Genomic DNA, 16,102 nt, shown 5'->3' on the forward strand with positions numbered 1-16,102 from the left:
GCACGAGTCACTTCTGTCACATCGATCGGGCCCGGGCCGACACGTCTGACGTGCGGCGGACGGGCACGGTCGGGTCACCTCGACGACGCCACTTCCCCGACATCTGTGAGGCCCCTTCCATGCCCGGCACGTCTGCTTCCTCGCGCCCGTCCTCCTTCCGACGCCTCGGCGCCGTCGGTCTGACGCTCGCCACGGCACTGCTCGTGGCCCCCACCGCTCCCGACGCCGGCCCGGCGTCCGCGGCTGCTGCCCAGCCCGCCGCCGCGCCCGTCACGGCCCGCGCGGCCGACACCGCGCAGACGACCCCGGCCACCTTCTTCCGGGTCGGCAACTTCAACGTCCTCGGTGCCGACCACACCGCTCCCGGCGGCAAGCGCAAGGGCTGGGAGTCCGGCACCGTGCGCATGGACCGCGTGGTGAGCCTCCTCCAGCAGAACACCCTCGACGTCGTCGGCTTCCAGGAGTTCCAGCCGCCGCAGGCGGCCCGCTTCGGCGAGCTGATGGGCACCTCCTGGCAGACCTACCCGGGCCTCGACAACCCGGCCGGCCCCTCGGTCAACTCGATCGGGTGGAACACCGGTGTCTGGACGCTGCTCGAGGCGCGCACGATCCCGATCCCCTACTTCGACGGCGTGCCCAGCCGGATGCCGGCGGTGCTCCTGCAGAACGTCGAGACCGGCCGTCGGGTGTGGTTCTTCAACACCCACAACCCGGCCGACGTACGCGGTCCGGCGCAGTCCTACCGCGACACCGGTTTCGCGATGGAGGTCGCGCTCGCCAACGAGCTGCGGGCCGCCTACCCCGACGCGCCGTTCATCTCCCTCGGCGACAAGAACGAGCGCGGCAGCTACTACTGCAAGGTCGCACCCGGCTCGAACATGTGGTCCGCCAGCGGCGGCTACGTCGACGGCAGCACCTGCCAGCCGCCCGCCGGTGGCGCGATCGACTGGATCATGGGCACCAAGGACGTCTTCTTCAACGGTTACACCCGGGTGTGGAACGACTTCGTCTCCAAGACCAGCGACCACCCCCTCTACTACTCCAACGCCGTCGTGCCGGCCTCCGCGCCGAACGGTGTCGACCACGTCGTGGTCGTCGCCGTCCCCGGCCTGACCTCGGCCATCGCCGGCGGCTCGAAGGCCCCCGGCGAGGCCACGCGCATGGTCAGCAACGGTGCGTCGACCACCAACGCGCGCACCGCTACTGAGAGCACCCAGGCCGACGCCAACCTGACGACGCTGCTCACCGGGCGCCGGGTGTTCCCCAAGAGGGGCGGACACGGTGTCGGCTCCGAGAAGAAGCTGCCGTCGACGGTCCACGACTCGGCGGGCCAGTACGTCTCCAGCCTCTTCGACCTCGCCCACAACAACTCGGGGCGCACCATGTTCGCCTCGAGCCGCAAGGAGACCCGCTTCGTCCTGAGCAGCTGGAACCGCAAGAGCGGCGGCAAGGACCCCTACGGCGTGGACGACGGCACGGCCAAGATCGACCGGTTCAAGATCAAGCGCGACGACGCCCAGGCCGTCGGCTGGTGGCGCGAGACGATCGAGCGCAAGCCCGCCGAGCTGAGCGTCATCGAGCTGTCGGGGGTCCTGAAGGCCGGGCTCGACGACGGCTTCAAGGGCGCGGCGTACGAGAAGGCGGTCCGCAAGGCGTTCCAGAAGGTCGCCGGCATCCGCCGCAGCATCGCCAAGTCGCCGGCGATGAACGGCACGACGCTGCTGGTCGTCACCGGCACCGGCGGCGCGCAGAAGTCGAAGGGCTCCTCGCGCACCTGGGCGAAGAGCTACAAGGTGCCGATGTGGGTGACGGGTCCGGGCGTTCCGGCCGCGAGCGACCTCTACTCCCTCAACCCGTCGTTCAGCTCGCCCGGCAGCCAGCAGACGGGCTACTCCGGCGCGCAGCCCATCCGGGTCGGCGACCTGACCAACCTGGTCACGCGCACGCTGGGTGTCCCGCCGGTGCCGGCCTCGTCGATGGACCCGGAGCAGCGCTTCCAGGTCTTCGACCCGCTGCTGGTCCCGGGGTCCTGATCCGAGAAGGTTGGTGCGGCGCTGCGGCGCCCGGTTAGGCTTGCGGCTCCGAGCCGCCCACGTCCCGCGTGGCGCCGTCCGCCGGGGCGTCGGCTCACCCCCCGCAGAAGGTGGCCGTGAAGCACAAGGACCCCGAGACCCCGAGCAGCCCGCGCCGCTCGCGTGTCGAGCTGTGGGCTCCCTTCCTCGTGCTCGCGATCATCGCCGCTGTGGTGTGGGCGTCGTTCTGGTCGGACTCCGCGGTCGACGAGGTGGCCACCGACCGGACGGGCGCCTCGCAGGCCACGGCTGCGTCCGATGCGTCCGACGACCCGGGCGCAGCGGCCGGGGATGAAGGGTCCGACGGGTCAGGCCGGCCCTCGGGCTCGGCCGGTGCCGAGCCGGAGCACCCGGAGCCCGAGCAGCTCGAGGCGTCCGTACGCCGTTTCCGTGCCGCCCAGCGCCGGCTCGCCGCCCGCGTCTCCCGGCAGGTGAGGGAGGTCGAGCAGCGCCTGCAGTCCTTCGAGTTCCAGGTCGCGAGCTACAACGTCCTCGGTGACTCCCACACGGGGCCGGGAGGCAACCGGCCGGGCTGGCCCGACGCCGGCCCGCGCATGGACATGACGATCGGCCAGCTGCGGAGCAACGGGATCGACGTCGTCGGGTTCCAGGAGTTCGAGCAGAGCCAGTACGGCATGTTCACCTCGCGGGCGGGGGAGTACTCGCTCTACCCGGGCATGTCGCTCGGCAACCGGTCGGTGCGCTTCAACATCGCCTGGCGCTCCGACATGTTCCGGCTGGTGGAGGCGCACACGCTTCCCATTCCCTACGCCGGAGGCAACCGGATCGACATGCCGGTCGTCCTGCTGGAGTCGATCAGCACCGGACGCCGGGCGTGGTTCGCGAACTTCCACAACCCCGCCGACACGCCCAACCTCGGCAACAACGCCCGGTGGCGGGCCGAGGCGGCCGCCATGGAGGTCGCCCACCTGACCGAGCTCCACCAGGCCGACGGCACTCCTGTGATCGCCACCGGCGACTACAACGAGCGCGCCGAGATCTTCTGCCGCTTCACCGCGGGCGGCGTCTTCACCGCCGCCGCGGGCGGCAGCTCGGCCGGTGGCTGCTCGCCTCCGTCCGGGATGCAGGTCGACTGGGTCTTCGGCTCCACCGGCATCGCCTTCGGCGGCTACGCCGTCACCGGCACGGGCCAGGCGTCCGACCACAACATGGTGCACGCCACCGCCACCCTCACCGAGGGCGTCGCGGAGCCGGGGACCGACGACCCGACCGACGACGAGACCGACGGCGAGACCGAGGCCCCGTAGCCCCCGAGGCCGCGGGCGGGCCGCTCGGTATAGTCCGCCGCGTGAGGTCCCTGAGCCAGCTGCGGCGTCCCGGCGCGCTGGAGGTCCTCCGGATCGACGCCGCGGGCCTGCTGGTCGCCGACGCCCCCGAGCAGCTGGTCGACGTGGCCTTCGACGGTCGCCGCATCTGGTCGTTCTGGCTGCTCCGCGACGGCGAGCGGAGCGACGACGGGATCAGCCTGCAGTGGCCCAAGCCCCTGCGGCCGTTCCTCGACGGGGTCACCGAGGTGACCCTCAGCGACCCCGGCACCGACACCGTGCTCTTCTCCCGCGAGGTGCAGTTCGGCGAGCGCCCCGACCGGATCGCCGTCGTCAACCCCGCCGGCCGTCCGCTGGCTCTCGACAAGTCGCTCAAGCTGGTCGAGACCTTCGACACCCGCGACGCCGCCCAGGTCGAGCCGCTGCTCGACGCGATCGAGGAGGTGCTCGGCGCGTTGCGCCGGGCCGGGCTCGACGCCTTCCTCGCCTACGGCACGGCCCTGGGCGCGATCCGCGACGGCGGCCTCATCGGCCACGACAGCGACGCTGACCTGGGCTACGTCAGCACCTACGACCACCCGGTCGACGTGATCCGCGAGTCCTTCCGGATCCAGCGCGCCCTCACCGACATGGGCTACCGCGTCACCCGCTACAGCGCGATCGCCCTCAAGGTCCACGTCCTGGAGAGCGACGGCCTCGACCGCGGGCTCGACGTCTTCGGCGGGTTCATGCGCGACGGCAAGCTCTACCTGATGGGTGAGATCGCCGTGCCGTTCGAGCGCGAGTGGATCTACCCGCTCGGGACGGCCTCGCTGGAGGGACGTGAGTTCCCCGTGCCGGCCGACGCCGACAGGTTCCTCACCGCCACGTACGGCCCCCACTGGCGGGTGCCCGACCCGGCCTACAAGTTCACCACCCCCGCCAGCACCATCGAGCTCTTCAACGGCTGGTTCCGCGGGATGCGCACCGGACGCGCCGGCTGGCACGCCTACCACAAGCGCACCGCGCACCACGCCGCGTCGGTCTCGGCCGTCGCCGAGGCGGTCGCCGCACGCCACCCCGACCTCGCGACGTACGTCGACATCGGCTGCGGCCGCGGCACCGACGTCGCGTGGTTCGCCGACCGCGGCGTGACCGCGATCGGGCTCGACTTCCAGCCCTACGCCTACGACGCCGAGGCTCAGCGCCGCGCCGACGACCCGCGGGTGACCTTCCAGCTCTTCAACCTCCTCGAGCTGCGCCACGTGCTCGCCGTGCCGGCCTGGATCGCCCGGATGCCCGGCCCGCGCGCCGTCGGGTGCGTCCACGTCGTCGAGCGGCTCGGTCGCCGGGGTCGCCTCAACATGCTGCGCGCGGCCCGCATGGTGGTGGCCGGGACGAACGGCACCCTGCACCTGCAGTTCCTCAGCGAGAAGGGCCGCGACGGCTACGCTCGCCGCACCGGCGCCCGCAAGCCCCTCGACCCCGCGATCGTCGCGGCCGAGGTGGCGGAGTCCGGAGGCCGGGTCCTGGAGCAGGTCCGCGAGCACGTCTCGGACGCGCCCGGGAGCTCGCAGGTGTGCCGCATGATCATCGACTGGAACGCGTGAGGTGGGAGCAGACATGTTCGGACTGGGCATTCGGAGGGGGCACCGCTCCGGCCCCGAGGTCGGCGGCGACCTCGAGAAGCGCGTCGCCGCGCTCGAGGAGGCCGTCCAGGAGAACCGCGCGCTCAACGTGCGCCTGGCCGAGCTCACCGACGTCGTGACGGAGCTGCTGCTGCCGGTGGCCGCGCGTGACGAGGAGAAGCTGGAGGAGCTGCTCGGGAAGTACCGCGAGGACTTCTCTTGAGCGCTGGCCCGCGCGGCCACGGTGGGCCACGCCGGGTGTTCCTCCACATCGGGCTGCCCAAGACCGGGACGACGTACCTCCAGCAGGTCGTCTGGGCCAACCGCGCCCCCCTGCGGTCGGCGGGGCTGTTCCTGCCGGGGTTCGGTCACCGCGAGCACCTCTGGGCAGCGCTGGACCTGCAGGAGCGGCCGCGGCTCGCCCGACGCCACCCGGACGCACCCGGGGCGTGGCGGCGGCTCGTCGACCAGGCGTCCGCGCAGTCCGGCGACGTGCTGATCACCCACGAGTTCCTCTGCGGGGCGAGCGCGCGGCAGGCCTCCCGGGCCATCGCCGACTTCCCCGACGCCGAGGTGCACCTCGTGGTCACCGCGCGCGACGCGGCCAGCGTGGTGTCGGCCGGGTGGCAGGAGTCGGTGAAGAACGGCAGCACCGTCGACCTCGACGCGGTGATGGCGGGCAAGGCCGCGGGTGGGCCCGAGTTCAGCATGCGCACCTGGGACCTGGCCGGGGTCCTCGAGCGGTGGACCCCCGACCTGCCGGCCGAGCGGGTGCACGTCCTGGTGATGCCCGGGGCCGGCCAGCCGCGCGACCTGCACTGGCGGCACTTCGCCGAGGTGCTCGGCGTCGATCCCGGCGCCTTCGAGGCGCCCGCCGATGCGGTCAACCCCGCCCTCGGGATCGTCCAGATCGAGACCCTCCGGCTGGTCAACAAGCACCTCCCGCCCTATTCGGCGCAGGAGCGCGGGGTGTGGATCCGCGGCTACCTCGCCGAGGACCTGCTGGCCCGGCAGCCGCGTGAGCGCGGAGGCCTGCCGGCGCACCACCGGGAGCGGTTCGCCGAGCTCGACCGCGCGGCCACGGCGCTGATCGCCGACCGCGGCTTCCACGTGCTGGGGGACCTCGCGACGCTGACCGCGGACACGGGGGGTGCCCCGGGGCGCGAGCCCGACACGGTCACCACCGACGAACTTCTCGAATCGGCCTCGCGACTCGTCGCTGATATCGTGGCCGACGTCCGCGCGAGCACAGGTGATGTGCCGCCACGTCGGGGGAATCTCTGATCCGGGCGCCCTGAGGGTGCCACGTAGGAGTCTTTGTGCGTTCCAAGTTCGTCGTCCTGCTCGCCACCTGTGGGCTCCTGGCCTCGCTGGCCGCGTCCACCTCGGGTGCCACCGCCGCGCCCGCACCGACCCCGGGTGCGGTTGACGCGTCGTCGTCGGCCCCGCTGACGGGACTCGCCGCGCGCAAGCCCGGCAAGCCCAACAAGAAGTGGAAGGTCCCCACCGGGGCGAAGTTCAACAACCCGATGATCCCCAGCAAGCGCTTCGTCATCGAGCGCCACGTGCTGCGTGCGATCCGCAACACGCCCAAGGGCGAGCGGATCACCATCTCGGCCTACTCGCTGGACCGCCAGGTCTTCGCCGACGAGCTCATCCGCGCCAAGAAGCGCGGCGTGAAGGTCAAGGTGCTGCTCAACGACCACCTCGTGCCCGGCGCGCAGGTCCGCATCCAGAAGGTGCTCGGTCACAACACGAAGAAGAAGAACTTCCTCAAGCGGTGCACGTCCGGCTGCCGCGCCGACGAGAACGAGTACAACAACCTGCACAGCAAGTTCTACCTCTTCAGCCGCACCGGCAAGAACCGCAACGTCGTCATGCTCGGCTCCTACAACATGACGCTCAACGCCGTGCGCTGGCAGTGGAACGACCTGTGGACCACGGTCGGCAAGGCGACGCTGTACGACCAGTACATCGCGCTGTTCAACGACATGCGTCCCGACTGGGACAAGCGCCGTGCGACCTACGGGTTCTGCGAGGCGGGGCTCAACTGCCCCTCGGGCGACCAGCACAAGTACTACAACATCGTCTTCCCCCGCTACACGACGCCGTCCAACGACGCCGTCCTCGACATCCTCAACAACATCCAGTGCGTCTACACCGATGCCGCGGGCGCGCAGCGCCGCACCCAGCTCGCGCTGTCGATGCACTCGATGCGCGGCAAGCGCGGCAACTACATCGCCGACAAGCTCCGCGACCTCTACGCGCAGGGCTGCAACCTCCGGGTGAACTACGGCCTGATGGGCTTCCACACCAAGCAGCACATCGGTGCCGCGACCGCCCGTGGGCGCGTGCCGCTGCGCTCCACCGGCTTCAACCTCAAGGAAGACGTCCCGACCGGTGACCCCGAGATCGACAACATGCCCGAGAACATCGAGCGCTACACGCACCACAAGTACTTCGTGCTGAAGGGCTCCTACAAGGGCAACGTCGACAGCAACATGGTGTGGACCGGCTCGACCAACTGGTCCAGCCTCGGCACGCCGCAGGACGAGATCCTGTTCAGCATGCACGGGCGCGGCAACGTGCGCGACTACATGGAGAACTTCAACCTCATGTGGCAGAAGCCCTACAGCCGCGACGCCTACACCACGACGTACTCGTCCTGGAAGACCGTCAACGGCCGCCGCGTCGGCGTCGGCCCGATGGTGACGGTCGAGCCCGACCGCCTCAAGGGCGCGGGCCCGACCTGGGAGAACGACTGAGCTGAGGCTCAGCCCTCCTGCTCGCCGGCCTCGTCGGCCGGCAGGAGGGTCTCGGCGAGCCCGCGGACGGTCTCGAGGTCGGGGCCCTGGAGCACCACGGTGCTGCCCTTGAGGTCGTAGGCCAGCACGGTCGCGCCCTCGTGGTCCCACGCCGACCAGTCGCCGGTGCCCCAGTCGGAGAGGTCGACGTCGTCGGCCGCCACGAGGTCGGGCTGGTCGGCCAGCACGTCGTCACTCGTGCCGGGAAGCTGGTCGAGGACCACGTCACCGGTCGGTGCGGTGAACTCCATCCGCCACCACTGCGGGTCGGGCTGGTAGCCGCCGCCCACCGTGGTCCAGCCCTCCGGGAGGGCCGAGGGGACCATGGTGATGAGCTCGTCGCTGGTCGCGCGCAGCGCGGCCTTCTTGTAGCGCTCGGCCACGGCCGGCTCGGTGCCGAAGTCGACCGGCTCGACCGGCGCGGCGGTGGGCGTCTCGCTGGGGGTCTCGGTGGGAGTCTCGGAGGAGGAGGTCTCCGACGAGGGGTCGATGCCCGTGTCGGGGGTGTCCTCCCCGCACGCTGCGAGGAGCAGGACGAGGGAGGCTCCGAGGGCTGGTCCGATCGTTCGGGTGGCTCGCATGCGTTCACTCTCTCACGCGGGCCCGACCATCCGGCGACTGTGACGACTGTCTCGGCTCGGGACCCTGCCCCCGGCGTTCGGTCGACACCTAGACTCCGAGCGATCCAGCCGCGAGCGCCCAGGAGCCACCACATGCCCCGCCTCTGCCAGACCGACGGCCTCTCCGAGGACCAGACCGAGATCCTGAAGGCCGTACGGCAGTTCGTGGACGAGCAGATCATCCCGGTCGCGCAGGAGCTCGAGCACGCCGACGAGTACCCGACCGAGATCATCGAGGGGCTCAAGGAGCTCGGGGTGTTCGGCCTGACGATCCCCGAGGAGTTCGGCGGGCTGGGGGAGTCGCTGCTGACCTACGCCCTGGTGGTCGAGGAGATCGCGCGCGGGTGGATGAGCGTCTCGGGCGTGATCAACACCCACTTCATCGTGGCTTACATGCTCATCCAGCACGGCACGGAGGAGCAGAAGCAGAACTACCTCCCGCGCATGGCGACCGGCGAGGTGCGCGGCGCGTTCTCGATGTCCGAGCCCGGCCTCGGTTCCGACGTGTCGGCCGTGTCGACCAAGGCGACGAAGGCTGACGACGGCAGCTACTCGATCACGGGCCAGAAGATGTGGCTGACCAACGGCGCCACCTCCACCCTGGTCGCGGTGCTGACGAAGACCGACGAGGGCGCTGAGAGCGTCTACAAGAACATGACGACGTTCCTGGTGGAGAAGGAGGCCGGGTTCGGCGAGACCGCCCAGGGCGTCACCGTGCCGGGCAAGATCGACAAGATGGGCTACAAGGGCGTCGAGACGACCGAGCTCATCCTCGAGGGGCACCAGATCGGCGCCGACCAGATCCTCGGTGGGGAGCCGGGCAAGGGCTTCTTCCAGATGATGGACGGCGTCGAGGTCGGGCGCGTGAACGTCGCGGCACGCGCGTGCGGCCTGGCGTGGCGCGGCTTCGAGCTCGCTATCGCCTACGCCCAGCAGCGCAGGACCTTCGGCAAGGCGATCGCCGAGCACCAGGCGGTGCTGTTCCGGCTCGCCGAGATGGCCACCAAGGTCGAGGTCGCGCACACGATGATGGTCAAGGCCGCGCGGCTGAAGGACACCGGCCAGCGGATGGACGTCGAGGCCGGCATGGCCAAGATGGTGGCCTCCGAGTACGCCAACGAGGTCGTGGAGGACTCCTTCCGCATCCACGGCGGCTACGGCTACTCCAAGGAGTACGAGATCGAGCGGCTGATGCGCGAGGTCAAGTTCATGCTCATCGGCGAGGGCACCTCCGACATCCAGAAGATGATCATCGGCCGCAGCCTGCTCAAGGACTACCAGCTGCGCTGAGCCGCGGTCCGAGCCGGGATCAGCGGCCCCCGGCCGCCTCGGCCGCGGCGTCGGCCGCGGCCAGCGCCTCGCTGGCGGCCTCGACGACGTCGGGGGAGAGGACGTGCTCGATCGCGAGGGCGGAGGCGCCCAGCACGGCCGCCTCGCCGCCCGCGCGCGAGGTCACGATGCGCAGGTGCTCGGTCGCCAGCGGCAGCGACCGGTGGTAGACCGACTCGCGGATCCCGGCCAGCAGGTGCTCGCCGGCTCCCGCGACCTGGCCGCCGATGACGACCACCGACGGGTTGATCAGGTTGACCATCGTGGCGACGACCTCGCCGATGTCGCGCCCCGCCTGGCGCACGACGCCCATCGCGACCCGGCTGCCCGAGCGCACGAGCTCGACCACGTCGCCGCCCGTCTCGGCCTGCTCACCCTGGGCGCGCACCGCCGCCGCCAGCGCCGGTCCTGCCGCCACGGCCTCGAGGCACCCGGAGTTGCCGCACCGGCACGGTACGTCGTCGGCGCCCGGCACCCGGACGTGCCCGAGGTCGCCGGCCGTGCCCTGAGCGCCGCGCTGCAGCACGCCGCCGGAGACGATGCCCGCGCCGATGCCGGTGGCGACCTTGATCAGCACGAGGTCGTCGACGTCGCGCAGGTGCCCGCGCCGCTCGCCGAGGGCCATGATGTTGACGTCGTTGTCGACCAGCACCGGGACGTCGTACTGCTCCTGGAGGTAGGCCGGCACGTCGAAGCGGTCCCAGCCCGGCATGATCGGCGGGTTGATCGGGCGCCCGGTGGAGTGCTCGACCGGGCCCGGGAGGCCGATCCCGATGGCCGCGAGGTCGGTGACCGGGCGCTCGCTCGTCTCGAGGAGGTCACGCACCGACTCGACCACCCATGACAGGACGGCCTCGGGGCCGTCGGCGACGGCGATCTGGGCGTCGACCTCGCCGAGGATGGAGCCGTTGAGGTCGGTCAGCGCGGCCCGCGCGTGGGTGGCACCGACGTCGACGCCCACGACGAGCTTGGCGGTGGGGTTGAGCGCGAAGAGCGCGGGCGGGCGGCCGCCGGTCGACCGGGCGCCGCCGAACGGGGCGACCAGGCCCAGCCGCATCAGGGTGTCGATGCGAGCGGTGATCGTCGACCGCGCGAGCCCCGTCGCCTCGGCCAGCTGGGCACGGGTCCAGGGCCTTCCGTCACGGAGGAGATCGAAAAGCTCACCGGTGCGCACGGGCGGAGTCAAGCACATGCATGACTTTGCACGCTAGAGGTAACACTTTTGGTAGGTGCTCGACAAAAGCCCGTGACGCGTGCCACAGTGTCGCCGTGCCCCCGATCAACCCCCCGAACGAACCGGCTCGCGAGCAGGGTGGGAACGCCCTCGTCGCGACCGGGATGACCAAGAGCTTCTTCGGCAACACCGTGCTCGACGGACTCGACCTGACGCTCCGCGCGGGCCAGGTCCACGGCCTCGTCGGCGAGAACGGCGCCGGCAAGTCGACGCTGATGAAGATGCTCGCCGGCGTCTACACCCCCGACAGCGGCACGATCGTGGTCGGGGGCGAGCAGGTCTCCTTCAGCCACCCGGTCCAGGCGCAGCGCGCCGGCGTGTCCACCGTGTTCCAGGAGTTCAACCTCCTCCTCGAGCGCACCATCGCCGAGAACATCTGGCTGGGCCGCGAGCCCCGTCGCTTCGGCCGGTTCGGTCCGGTCGACACCGGGCGCATGCGGCGCGACACCGAGGAGCTGCTGACCGGGCTCGGCGTGTCCGGCCTCAAGGCCGGCACCCTCGTGCGGAGCCTCTCGGTCGCCGAGCAGCAGATCGTCGAGATCGCCAAGGCGGTGAGCTTCGACGCCAAGGTGATCCAGATGGACGAGCCGACGGCAGCGCTGGCCGACCACGAGGTCGAGCTCCTCTACTCGATCATCCGTCGCCTCACCGAACGCGGTGTGGCGATCGTCTACGTCTCGCACCGGCTGAAGGAGATCTTCGACCTCTGCACGACGATCACGATCCTCAAGGACGGCCAGCACGTGGCCACCCGGCCGGCCGCCGAGCTGTCCGAGGCCGAGCTCGTGCGCCTGATGGTGGGCCGTCCGCTGACGACGTACTTCCCCGAGAAGCCCGCCGACGTCGTCGTCGGGGACGTGCGGCTCGCGCTGTCCGGAGTCGGCAACGGCTACGTCGACGACATCTCCCTCGAGGTCCGCGCCGGTGAGATCGTCGGCATCGCGGGACTGCAGGGCTCCGGACGCACCGAGGTCCTCGAGACCGTCTTCGGCGTCCACCCGGTCTCGCGCGGCACCATCACCCTCGACGGGTCGCCGCTCGAGGTCAGCAGCCCCCGCCAGGGCGTGCGCGCCCGGCTCGCGTTCATCACCGAGGACCGGAAGGCCAAGGGCCTCGCGCTCAACCAGTCGATCCTCGACAACGCCCTCGGCGTGGTGCGCTCGGTCTTCCCACGGCGCACCACCACTGCGCGGCGCGAGATGCCGGGCGTGCTGTCCAACCTCGACGTCGCCGCCCACAGCCTGGCCCAGGAGGTCCAGTTCCTGTCCGGCGGCAACCAGCAGAAGGTCGTGCTGGCCCGCTGGCTGAGCATCGACCCGCTGGTCGTGCTGATGGACGAGCCCACCCGCGGCATCGACGTCGGCGCCAAGCACCGCGTGTACGAGCTGATGCGCGAGCTGACCCGTCAGGGCGTCGCCGTGCTGATGGTGTCCAGCGAGCTCCCCGAGGTGATCGGCATGTCCGACCGGATCCTCGTGATGCGCGACGGGCTGCTCGCCGGCGAGCTCCCGGCGGGCTCGAGCGAGGAAGCCGTGCTGGCGATGGCCACCGGAGCAGCGAGCGAGGAAGCCGCATGAGTGCCACCACCGACAGGACGCCGGAGCCGGCGCACACCCCCGACCCCGACGGGAGCGTGGAGCCCCGCGACTCCGTACGCCGCCGGCGCGCCGCGCGACCGCGCGGGTCCCGGCAGCTCGACTCGACCGCCCTCATCTACCTCGTGCTGGTCGCGGTCATCGCCGTGTCGGCCGTGCTGACCGGCATCGAGGGACGCAACTTCTTCAGCCAGGGCAACATCTGGGCCGTCCTCACGGCGATGAGCGTGCTCGGCCTGATCTCGATCGGCCAGACGCTGGTCATCCTCGTGGGCAGCCTCGACCTGTCGGTGCCCTACGTCGTGAGCCTCGCGACCGTGATCGCCGCCGGCGGCATGAAGGGCCTCGACGGCAACATCCCCGCCGCGGTCTTCAACACCCTCGTGGTGTGCGCCGTGATCGGCCTCGTGATGGGGCTGCTGGTCAGCGTCCTGCACGTGCACGGCTTCATCGCCAGCCTCGGCATCGGCCTGATCGTGAGCGGCTACCTCGGCACCAACTACCAGGGCAGCCACGGCAGCGCAGCTCCCGACCTGCGGCTGCTGGGTCGCAGCGGCATCGTGGGCTGGATCCCCACCGCGTTCCTCGTCCTCCTGGTCTGCGCGGTGCTGGTGACGCTCCTGCTCCGCTACACCCGGCTGGGTCACCACGTCTACGCCATCGGCGGCAACCGTGACGTCGCCCGCATGTCGGGCGTGCGCACCACCCTCCCGGTGGTCTCGGCCCACGTGCTCTGCTCGGTGCTGGCCGGTCTCGCCGCGCTCCTCCTGCTCTCGCGCACCGGCGTCGGGTCGCCGACCATCGGGTCGCAGGGCCGCTACGACCTGCTGTCCATCGCGGCTGTCGTGCTCGGCGGCACCCTGCTCGCCGGCGGCAAGGGCAGCGTCGTCGGCACCATGGGCGGCGTCGCGATCTTCGCGGTCCTCGACAACGTCATGGGCGTCATGCAGGTCAACCCGTTCCTCAAGGACTTCGTCCGCGGCCTGGTGATCGTCCTCGCCGTCGCCGTCTACGCCCGCCGCAGCGTCGTACGCCGCCCACCGCGGTTCGGTGCCTCCAGACCCGTCCTCCCCGTCCCCTCCTCGAAGGGCCCGTCCACGAAGGGGGAGCCCGCATGAGCGCCACCACCTCCACCCCCAGCACGGCGGGCCGCACGCTCCCGCTCTCCGAGGGCTCGCTGGTCCAGCGAGTGCTGCGCGGCGCGGTGACCCCGGGTGGCGCGGTGTTCATCCTCGCCGCGATCCTCTTCCTCGCCGTGGTCTGGGCGAACCCCTCCTTCGGCGACCCGCCGCAGCTGATCCGCTTCATCGGTCGCACCGCACCGATCGCGATCGCGGCCATGGGCCAGTACTACGTGATCGTCTCCGGCGAGTTCGACCTCTCCATGGGCGCGGTCATCGCCACACAGGTCGTGATCGCCGGCAACTACATCGGGGACGACGAGAGCCGGGTGCTCCCGGCCATCGCGCTCATGCTGCTCATCGGCGTGATCGTCGGACTGGTCAACGGGCTGGGCACCACGATCCTGCGGGTGCCGAGCTTCATCGTCACCCTCGGCACCATGCTGGCCCTCGGCGGGCTCGTCCGGTTCCTGACCGGCGGCGCCGCCACCGGCAACCCGGTCGACACGTTCCGCGAGATCGGGCGCGGCGGCATCCAGGACGTCCCCGTCCTCGAGGTGCTGCCCTACCCCGTGATCATCCTCGTGGTCATCATGGGGGCCGGCGTGTGGCTGATGCGCTCGCCGTTCGGACGCACGATCATCGCCACCGGCGACAACCCCGACGCCGCCAGCCTGGCCGGTGCCCACGTCTGGTGGGTCAAGACCCGCGCCTTCATGCTGTCGTCGCTCTCGGCCACGGTCGCCGGCATCCTCCTCGTCGGCTACGCCGGCGTGCACCCCTCGGTGGGGGCCGGCTACGAGTTCACGGCGATCACCGCCGTCGTGCTCGGCGGCGTCGTCCTCGGCGGCGGTCGCGGCTGGCTCCTCTCCGCCGCGGCGGGCGCCTTCGCGCTCGAGCTGCTCTTCTCGTTCCTCAACTTCCAGGAGATCGAATCGACCTGGAGGCCGACGGTCCAGGGCGTGATCATCATCGTCGCCGTCGCTGCTGCCGGCCGTGCGTGGTCCTTCGGCCGGCGACCCCCTCGGGCGTCACCACCTGCACAACCCGCCACACCTGCTCAACCCGCACCATCACCCACCACTGCCCGCCCGGGCACTGAAACAGGAGAAATCTGATGCGCCGAAAGATCCACCGCGCGCCGATGGCCGTGGCCTCGGCCCTGCTGCTCGGGGTGTTCGCCACGTCCTGCAGCACCGAGGACCCGACGGACTCCGCGTCGGGCACCGACGAGAGCTCGGAGACGTCCGAGTCGCCCGACGCCGCGGAGAGCCCGGAGGAGGGCGGCGAGGAATGGTTCGACCAGGCCGTCTACGACGAGCAGTACGAGCAGCGCTCGGCGACCTTCGAGGGCGACCCCGAGACCCCGTGGCTGCAGTACATCGACGGTGAGATGACCGACACCGCCGAGTACAAGTCCAACAAGGCGGGCAAGGCGTGCTTCGCCAACGCCTCGATCTCCAACCCGTGGCGCCAGACCGGCTGGATCACCATGAACCAGCAGCTCAAGGACCTGCAGGACAAGGGCGTCATCTCCGAGATGGAGACCCGCGACGCCGGCGACGACGACAACACCCAGATCGCCGACATCGACTACTTCATCTCCGAGGGCAACTGCGACGCCTTCATCATCTCGCCCAACTCCACCGCCGCCATGACCGACGCGGTCGAGCGTGCGTGCGAGACCGGCAAGCCCGTGATCGTCTTCGACCGCGGCGTCGAGACCGACTGCGCCACCAGCTTCATCCACCCCATCGGTGGCTTCGCGTGGGGCATCGACACCGCCGAGTTCCTCATCGACAACCTCGAGGAGGGTGACAAGGTCGTCGCGCTGCGCATCCTTCCCGGCGTCGACGTCCTCGAGCAGCGCTGGGCCGCGGCCGAGAAGCTCTTCGAGGAGAACGGCATCGAGGCGGTCGACTTCTTCACCGGCGCCGACCCGACCGAGATCAAGACCTTCATCACCGACGAGCTCAACAAGGGTGAGGTCCAGGGCGTGTGGATGGACGCCGGCGACGGTGCCGTCGCCGCCATCGAGGCCTTCGAGGACTTCGGTGCCGACCTGCCGGTCATGACCGGCGAGGACGAGATGAGCTTCCTGCGCAAGTGGGAGGACACCGGTCTCACCGGTCTCGCGCCCGTCTACTCCAACTTCCAGTGGCGCACCCCGCTCCTCGCGCTCGAGAAGATCTGGGCCGGCGAAGAGGTCCCGAAGGAGTGGGTCCTGCCCCAGACCCCGATCACCGAGGACGAGCGCGGCGACTACCTCGAGGCCAACGACGGCATGCCCGACGGCCACTACGCCAAGTTCGGCGGAGAGGACCTTCCCGGCTACCCCGAGGTCTGGCAGGAGCGCCAGATCCCCTGATCCGGCACTGAGACGGATCCGATCATGATCTGATCCACCCGTCGGTGGGCCGGGCTCGCGCCCGGC

Annotated in this window: 13 protein-coding genes; 11 read left to right on the top strand and 2 right to left on the bottom strand. The window is 70.7% G+C overall.

Features of this window, described 5'->3' with window-relative positions; translation table 11 throughout:
- Positions 1-119: 119 nt before the first annotated feature.
- The 6 genes from HOO61_RS09620 to HOO61_RS09645 all read left to right on the top strand — a co-directional run bounded on the left by HOO61_RS09620 (position 120) and on the right by HOO61_RS09645 (position 7,730).
- Positions 120-2,033 (top strand): endonuclease/exonuclease/phosphatase family protein, encoded by a 1,914-nt coding sequence (locus HOO61_RS09620; RefSeq protein ID WP_172258492.1) that lies wholly within the window; start codon positions 120-122, stop codon positions 2,031-2,033.
- A 116-nt stretch (positions 2,034-2,149) separates the two neighbouring features.
- Positions 2,150-3,340 carry an endonuclease/exonuclease/phosphatase family protein gene (locus HOO61_RS09625; RefSeq protein ID WP_172258493.1) on the top strand — a complete coding sequence of 397 codons (1,191 nt, stop codon included), beginning with the start codon at positions 2,150-2,152 and terminating at the stop codon, positions 3,338-3,340.
- 41 nt (positions 3,341-3,381) lie between these two features.
- Positions 3,382-4,947 (top strand): class I SAM-dependent methyltransferase, encoded by a 1,566-nt coding sequence (locus HOO61_RS09630; protein WP_172258494.1) that lies wholly within the window; start codon positions 3,382-3,384, stop codon positions 4,945-4,947.
- A 13-nt stretch (positions 4,948-4,960) separates the two neighbouring features.
- Complete coding sequence (locus HOO61_RS09635) at positions 4,961-5,188, top strand: DUF6752 domain-containing protein (RefSeq protein ID WP_172258495.1); 228 nt, start codon at positions 4,961-4,963, stop codon at positions 5,186-5,188.
- The gene (locus HOO61_RS09640; protein WP_172258496.1) at positions 5,185-6,249 is read left to right on the top strand and encodes a hypothetical protein; all 1,065 of its coding nucleotides are present in this window, start codon (positions 5,185-5,187) and stop codon (positions 6,247-6,249) included. Before HOO61_RS09635 ends, HOO61_RS09640 begins: the two co-directional genes overlap by 4 nt.
- A gap of 35 nt (positions 6,250-6,284) precedes the next feature.
- Positions 6,285-7,730 carry a phospholipase D-like domain-containing protein gene (locus tag HOO61_RS09645; protein WP_172258497.1) on the top strand — a complete coding sequence of 482 codons (1,446 nt, stop codon included), beginning with the start codon at positions 6,285-6,287 and terminating at the stop codon, positions 7,728-7,730.
- A gap of 8 nt (positions 7,731-7,738) precedes the next feature.
- Here HOO61_RS09645 and HOO61_RS09650 read toward each other — a convergent pair whose 3' ends face one another.
- Positions 7,739-8,350, bottom strand: coding sequence for a hypothetical protein (locus tag HOO61_RS09650; protein ID WP_172258498.1), 612 nt, complete (start codon positions 8,348-8,350; stop codon positions 7,739-7,741).
- A gap of 132 nt (positions 8,351-8,482) precedes the next feature.
- Between HOO61_RS09650 and HOO61_RS09655 the strand changes: the two genes are divergently transcribed.
- Positions 8,483-9,679, top strand: coding sequence for an acyl-CoA dehydrogenase family protein (locus tag HOO61_RS09655; RefSeq protein WP_172258499.1), 1,197 nt, complete (start codon positions 8,483-8,485; stop codon positions 9,677-9,679).
- A 19-nt stretch (positions 9,680-9,698) separates the two neighbouring features.
- On the opposite strand, the gene HOO61_RS09660 is transcribed toward HOO61_RS09655, so the two are convergent.
- A complete protein-coding gene (locus tag HOO61_RS09660; RefSeq protein ID WP_367650107.1) occupies positions 9,699-10,892 on the bottom strand; it encodes an ROK family protein in 1,194 nt (397 codons plus the stop codon).
- 95 nt (positions 10,893-10,987) lie between these two features.
- Between HOO61_RS09660 and HOO61_RS09665 the strand changes: the two genes are divergently transcribed.
- The 4 genes from HOO61_RS09665 to HOO61_RS09680 are packed head-to-tail and all read left to right on the top strand — an operon-like array spanning position 10,988 to position 16,036.
- Positions 10,988-12,529, top strand: coding sequence for a sugar ABC transporter ATP-binding protein (locus HOO61_RS09665; RefSeq protein WP_216658767.1), 1,542 nt, complete (start codon positions 10,988-10,990; stop codon positions 12,527-12,529).
- Positions 12,526-13,665 (top strand): ABC transporter permease, encoded by a 1,140-nt coding sequence (locus HOO61_RS09670; RefSeq protein WP_172258501.1) that lies wholly within the window; start codon positions 12,526-12,528, stop codon positions 13,663-13,665. Before HOO61_RS09665 ends, HOO61_RS09670 begins: the two co-directional genes overlap by 4 nt.
- Positions 13,662-14,786 carry an ABC transporter permease gene (locus tag HOO61_RS09675; RefSeq protein WP_172258502.1) on the top strand — a complete coding sequence of 375 codons (1,125 nt, stop codon included), beginning with the start codon at positions 13,662-13,664 and terminating at the stop codon, positions 14,784-14,786. The genes HOO61_RS09670 and HOO61_RS09675 overlap by 4 nt, the downstream gene beginning before the upstream one ends.
- Positions 14,786-16,036: a substrate-binding domain-containing protein gene (locus tag HOO61_RS09680; RefSeq protein WP_172258503.1), complete on the top strand. Its 1,251-nt coding sequence runs from the start codon at positions 14,786-14,788 to the stop codon at positions 16,034-16,036. The genes HOO61_RS09675 and HOO61_RS09680 overlap by 1 nt, the downstream gene beginning before the upstream one ends.
- Positions 16,037-16,102: the final 66 nt, after the last annotated feature.

The sequence above is a fragment of the Nocardioides sp. zg-1230 genome, from assembly GCF_013155335.1.
Classification (GTDB): Bacteria; Actinomycetota; Actinomycetes; order Propionibacteriales; family Nocardioidaceae; genus Nocardioides.